The organism is Streptomyces jumonjinensis, from assembly GCF_009600885.1.
GTDB classification, from domain to species: Bacteria; Actinomycetota; Actinomycetes; order Streptomycetales; family Streptomycetaceae; genus Streptomyces; species Streptomyces jumonjinensis.
The window spans coordinates 1-5,245 of the sequence record NZ_VCLA01000055.1 but is presented as its reverse complement, the minus strand read 5'-3'; the positions used below and the strand labels follow the sequence as shown (position 1 = coordinate 5,245).

Here is a 5,245-nt window from a genome sequence, read left to right as displayed (position 1 = left end):
GGCGTCACCGCCATCTCCTCCCGCGCCTTCGCCAACCGAGTCCGGGAGGCGACCAGCGCGGCCGGATGACGACGGGCAGCGGTGAGCTCCTCGCTCGTGGTGGTGGTCAGAGGGGGAGGGTTATGCCGAGTTCGCGCATGGCGGTGGAGGGGGGTCCGCCTTCGGAGCGTTCGGTCTTGTAGCCCTTGGTCCCGGCGGTGAGGGGTGCGGGGGTCGACGGCCTCTGCGGGGGCCCCGGTGGCGTACAGGCCCTCCGGGTCGCTGTCCCGGTCATGGGGCAGCAGCCAGAACACCCGACGGCGGAACGTCCCCGAGGAACGCGACGACTTCGCCTGCGGCCCCAGCACCGCGTACCCCACCATCCGGCCGTCCCGGTGATACGCCGGCCGACCCTTACGCGTCGGCAGCCGATCCAGAGACTGCCGCACATAATCCAGCACCGACACATCCTCCAGCCAGACCAGCCCCGCCTCAGCACTGATCTCATCCTCGCCGATGAGAGCACTCACCCTGACCCCTCCTCGACGAGCAGACCCACACCCGGGCAGTACTTCCGCCGTTCCGGCCCGGCGACAGAACCCGGGCCGGAACGGCGAAGACCTTCTCATTCTGACAGCAGGTGCGGTGACGGACCCGTACTTGTACCCGTCTGATCCGCCCGGAGCCGGGAACCGGCGTCCGTGCCGGTGCCCGGCCGTGCCGTCTCCGTCCGTACGATCACACCGCCCAGGGGGCGACCGGGAACCAGATGATCTCCAGGCGGGCGAGCATCCGCACATCCCAGTACAGGAAGGTGAAGGCCCCCGCGACGAGCAGCGTCACCGCCGTCACCGCGGCCATCCGCCCCGGCTTCGCCGTCATCCACGCGGCCAGCCGGCCCCCGGCGAAGTACGCCAGCAGCAGGAAGAGCACCGCGATGATCAGCACATTGCCGACCGACTGGAGCACGAAGGCCGCCGCGCCGTAGAGCGGGTTGCCGCTGTCGGCCGCGTCCCGGAAGAGCTTGCGGAAGGGCGGATACGGCCGGCCGATGAGAAAGCCGCCGACCAGCACGCCCATGAACACGGTTCGGGCGTGCGGGAAGCGGTGTTCGATCCGCGCGAACGGATCACGGATGAATCCGAGCGCGGCCAGCCCCAGGGCGAACATCGCCAGCCCGATCACCCCGAAGGTGATCATCGACTGGGCGGCGCGCGGCGACACCTCGCCCATCACATGCGGAGCCTCGGAGAACTGCGGCATCGAGGTGCCCACCAGGCCGACCACCGCGCCGTAGACGGCCGAGACCACGACCATCCCGAGGCAGAGCCAGCCCAGTGGCCGCAGCGCCTGAACCACCCGGGCCCTCCGGCTGTTCACCGTGGACAGCATCGGAGCGACCGTGCCGAAGACGGCGATGTTGCAGGCGGTGAACGTCCCGGCAAGACCGGATGTGAACGCGAAGGCGACCCCGGCGGCGACCGAGGCGAGCGGCATGGTCTCCGCGTCCCGCCCCAATATCGTCTCGGAGATATTGCCGCCGATGGTGTGGTCCACAAACTCGTAGGACCAGCTCGCAGTCAGCAGAAAACCGGCGAGCGTACTCAAGATAACGAGGAGCCGGCGCCGTCTGACCGTAATTTCTTCGGATGGGTCGCCGGCTGGAATGGATATCTGTTCCCGTGCACGTTCACGAACTTTTAAACCATCGTCACGTGACACAACAGGACTCCTTCTGTTTCTGTCGGCCCGAAGACAGCGTAGAGGGGGCGGAACATGCGCCTTCTTCGAGAATGCCGGATGCGGGCCGGAACGGCGTCGCATCCGGACAAGGCGGTCACAGCCTGCGGAAAGACGCAGTAGCGTGGTCCGCCACCGCTCATGGACACCGGCCAGAATACGATGAGAAGGCAGAGAGAAGATGCTCATCTCGGAATTCAGCAGGCGCAGTGGAGTATCGATACCGACGATCAAGTACTACGTGCGTCAGGGCCTTCTCGAACCAGGAAGGGCCATGACCGCCAAGCGCTTTGAATACGGCGAACGGCATATGCGCCGACTCCGGCTGGTACGGGCGCTTATCGGGGTACGGGGACTTTCGGTACGCGCCGCGAGAGACGTAGTGGAGACCGTCTTCCAACACCGGGGGGATATCCACGAGATGCTCGGTCTGGTCCTCGGCGCACACCGGGAGACAGCTGCCGTGGAATCCGCCGGCGCGGCGGAGCCGGCCGCTCCGGCCGCCGGGGACCAGGAGGCGGCTGCCGAGGTGACGGCGCTCCTGGAGAGGATGGGCTGGCGGGTCGGCGAGAACAGCCCGGCGCGCGAGGCGCTGGCGCACGCCCTGAGCACACTGCGCTCGCTGGGCGCGGAAGCCGACTGGCGGACCCTGATGCCCTACGCGGAACTCGCCCAGCGGACCGCGGCCCTGGACCTCGACGGGCTGCGGGGAGTCGACGACCCCCTGGAACGCGCGGAGCGCGCCGTACTGCTCACGCTCATGCTGGAACCCGCCCTGCTCGCGCTGCGCAGGCTGGCGCAGGAGGGCGAGTCGGCGCGACGGCACTCCGCGGCACGGGAGAGCGAGCCTGCGCGGCAGCACGCGGCGTGACCCGGGACGGGGCTGCTGGGACGAGGATCAGGACCCTGGGCCGGGGGCGGGGCTCTGGGGCCGCAATCTGGGAGTTGGGCCCGGGGAGAGGGCTGGGAAGCATGAATCGTCCCGGCATTGCCTCGCGCTCCTCCCCGCCTCCCTCCGATGAATCGGACGTGCCCCATGCCGCACCTCACACTCGCCGACGGTCTTCCCGCCGTCCGGGGTCCGCTGGCCCCCCGGCCGGGCACCGTGACCCCGCTGAACCGGATCGCCGAGGTCCCGCCGCTGGAGCCGGCCTCTCTGAGCCGGGGAGAGCGCGGGCTGATCACGGCCTATGTCTCCCGGCTGAACGCCACCGGCTTCTGCGCCCGGACCCATGGCGCGGCCCCCACCGCCCGGCGGGACGGCGCGGAGTCCCCGGTGACGGCGGTCACCCCTGTCGCCCCGATCACCTCAGTCGCCCCGATGTCCTCAGTCACCTCAGCCGCCTCAGCCTCAGCCTCAGTCACCGCCGACGCCGCACCGGCTCCGGCGGACCCGAGGCTCCGGGCGCTGCTCCGGGTGGCCGCCGAGGCGCGACGGCCCGGCCGGGCGGTGTCGGGCGAGGCGGTGGCAGCCGCCCGAGCCTTAGGCGCCAGGGACGCCGACATCCGCGACACCGTGCTGATCGCCTCGGCCTTCTGCCCGTACGCCCGATATGTCGACTGCCCCGCCGCCGGGCTCCCCCGGGATCAAGGCCGTCACGGCGAACCCGCCCACCAGATCACCGGCCAGGGCTACGGTCACTACGACCAGGAGACGCCCGGCCGGCTGGCCGCCTGACCGCCCGAGGAGAACCGTGACCGTCAGCACGGCCGCCGCACACGGGACACCACCGCCCACACCGCGACCATCCCGCCGGGCACACCGCCGTTCGGTCGCCGCGACCGTGGTGGGCAATTTCGTGGAGTCCTTCGACTGGCTGGCCTTCGGGCTGTTCGCACCACTGTTCGCGGCCCGGTTCTTCCCCTCGTCCAACCCGGTGACCTCCCTGCTCGGAGTGTTCGCGGTGCTCGGCGTCGGGGTGCTGGTCCGACCGGTCGGCGGCATTCTGCTCGGCCGCCTCGCCGACCGGCGGGGCCGCAAGCCCGCGCTGCTGCTCTCCATCTCCCTGATGACGGCCGGTTCACTGCTGATCGCCGTCACCCCCGGCTATCAGCAGATCGGACTGCTCGCCCCGCTGCTGCTGCTCCTCGCGCGGATCGCCCAGGGCATCTCGCACGGCGGTGAGTGGCCCGCCGCCACCGCCTATCTGATGGAGGTCGCGCCGGCCCACCGCAAGTGCCTGTACGGCGGCCTCTTCTCGCTCACCACGGCGGGCGGCGCGTTCACCGCCTCTCTGCTCGGGGCGGGCCTGACGGGGACGCTCAGCGAGGCGGCGATGGCCTCCTGGGGGTGGCGGGTGCCCTTCCTCGTCGGGGGCGTGTTCGGGGTGGCTCTGCTACTGGTACGGAACCGACTCGCGGAGACCGAGGTGTTCCAGCGGGAGGTACGCGGCCACGCGGCCCGCGGGTCGCTGCGGCTGCTGCTGGGCAGCCACCGCCGCCAGGTCCTGCTGGCGGTGCTGTTCGCCGCGGGCCTGGGCACCGTGGGCGGCAGCTGGACCTCGGTGGTCCCCGCGATGGGGCAGCGGCTGGCCGGGCCGGGGACGATGTTCTGGGTGGTGGTCTGCGTCACCGGGACGGTGATGGTCGTACAGGTGCCCATCGGGCTGCTGGCCGACCGGGTGGGCGCGGACCGGTTTCTCGTCTGCGCCGCCCTCGTCTTCGCCGCGCTGGGCCCCTGGGCCTATCTGAACATGACCGGCACATTCCTGAGCCTGCTGCTGGCGTACGGCAGTGGAGTCGTCTATCTGATGAGCGCGACGACGGTGCTGCCGAAGCTGCTCTCGGAGATCTTCCCCGCCCAGCTGCGCGCGCTGGGCATGGGCCTGCCGTACGCGCTGACCTCGGCGGTGCTGGGCGGGATCGCTCCGGTGTCGGCCACCTATCTGGCCGACCGGGGCGCTTCGGGCTGGTTCACCGCGGCGGTGGCGGGCATGGTCCTGCTGGTCCTGCCCGCCATGGCCCTTGCTCGTGGTGGTGGTGGTCAGAGGGGGAGGGTTATGCCGAGTTCGCGCATGGCGGTGGAGGGGGGTCCGCCTTCGGAGCGTTCGGTCTTGTAGCCCTTGGTCCCGGCGGTGAGGGGTGCGGGGGTCGACGGCCTCTGCGGGGGCCCCGGTGGCGTACAGGCCCTCCGGGTCGCTGTCCCGGTCATGGGGCAGCAGCCAGAACACCCGACGGCGGAACGTCCCCGAGGAACGCGACGACTTCGCCTGCGGCCCCAGCACCGCGTACCCCACCATCCGGCCGTCCCGGTGATACGCCGGCCGACCCTTACGCGTCGGCAGCCGATCCAGAGACTGCCGCACATAATCCAGCACCGACACATCCTCCAGCCAGACCAGCCCCGCCTCAGCACTGATCTCATCCTCGCCGATGAGAGCACTCACCCTGACCCCTCCTCGACGAGCAGACCCACACCCGGGTAGTACTTCCGCTGATTCGACAGGATCATCTCCTTGGGCGAAGAGAGTCCCGCAAGCTCCCGGACTCGGTTGGCGAAGGCGCGGGAGGAGATGGCGGTGACGCC

Annotated in this window: 4 protein-coding genes and 2 pseudogenes; 3 read left to right on the top strand and 3 right to left on the bottom strand. The window is 70.4% G+C overall.

Features of this window, described 5'->3' with window-relative positions; translation table 11 throughout:
- Nucleotides 1-106 precede the first annotated feature (106 nt).
- Nucleotides 107-509, bottom strand: a pseudogene (locus tag FF041_RS06895) (DUF6009 family protein).
- A 208-nt stretch (nt 510-717) separates the two neighbouring features.
- A complete protein-coding gene (locus FF041_RS06890; protein ID WP_194291950.1) occupies nt 718-1,587 on the bottom strand; it encodes a hypothetical protein in 870 nt (289 codons plus the stop codon).
- A gap of 313 nt (nt 1,588-1,900) precedes the next feature.
- Here FF041_RS06890 and FF041_RS06885 point away from each other — a divergent pair, with 313 nt between their 5' ends.
- From FF041_RS06885 to FF041_RS06875, 3 genes are all read left to right on the top strand, one after another.
- Nucleotides 1,901-2,590, top strand: coding sequence for a MerR family transcriptional regulator (locus tag FF041_RS06885; protein WP_153521479.1), 690 nt, complete (start codon nt 1,901-1,903; stop codon nt 2,588-2,590).
- A gap of 165 nt (nt 2,591-2,755) precedes the next feature.
- Complete coding sequence (locus FF041_RS06880; protein ID WP_153521478.1) at nt 2,756-3,397, top strand: alkylhydroperoxidase; 642 nt, start codon at nt 2,756-2,758, stop codon at nt 3,395-3,397.
- A 16-nt stretch (nt 3,398-3,413) separates the two neighbouring features.
- Nucleotides 3,414-4,778, top strand: coding sequence for an MFS transporter (locus tag FF041_RS06875; RefSeq protein WP_194291951.1), 1,365 nt, complete (start codon nt 3,414-3,416; stop codon nt 4,776-4,778).
- Here FF041_RS06875 and FF041_RS38835 read toward each other — a convergent pair.
- Nucleotides 4,703-5,105, bottom strand: a pseudogene (locus FF041_RS38835) (DUF6009 family protein). The gene FF041_RS06875 and the pseudogene FF041_RS38835 sit on opposite strands and share 76 nt — an antisense overlap.
- Between the last annotated feature and the right edge of the window lie 140 nt (nt 5,106-5,245).